The organism is Bradyrhizobium sp. BRP23 (assembly GCF_020194135.1).
Lineage (GTDB): Bacteria > Pseudomonadota > Alphaproteobacteria > Rhizobiales > Xanthobacteraceae > Bradyrhizobium > Bradyrhizobium yuanmingense.
Genome location: NZ_JADYVW010000078.1, coordinates 1 through 268, shown reverse-complemented (window position 1 = coordinate 268; position 268 = coordinate 1). Strand labels below are relative to the sequence as shown.

Sequence of the window (268 nt, the reverse complement as noted above, 5' to 3'; positions counted from 1 at the left end):
TGCCGCCGGACACCACCACGCTGGTCGATCCCAACGCCTCGATCGTGACTGGGCTGGCAATCGGCACTCCGATCGTGCCGTCGCCATTGAGATCCTGCTGCAGCGTCGGCTCCAGTGCTTTCAGGGTTGGATCGCTCCCCAGGACCTCGGGAGCCGCGGCTAGCGTCGTCACGAAATTGCCGGTGCTGTCGGTGCTCCAGACCGAGTAGTGCCCGTTGGCCGAGTTCTTCCAGACCACGTCGTAGCCGCCACCGGACACCTGCTCGGC

Annotated in this window: 1 pseudogene; it reads right to left on the bottom strand. The window is 65.7% G+C overall.

The window, feature by feature from the left end:
- A pseudogene (locus I6F24_RS37420) lies at nucleotides 1-268 on the bottom strand (hypothetical protein); the annotation flags it as partial.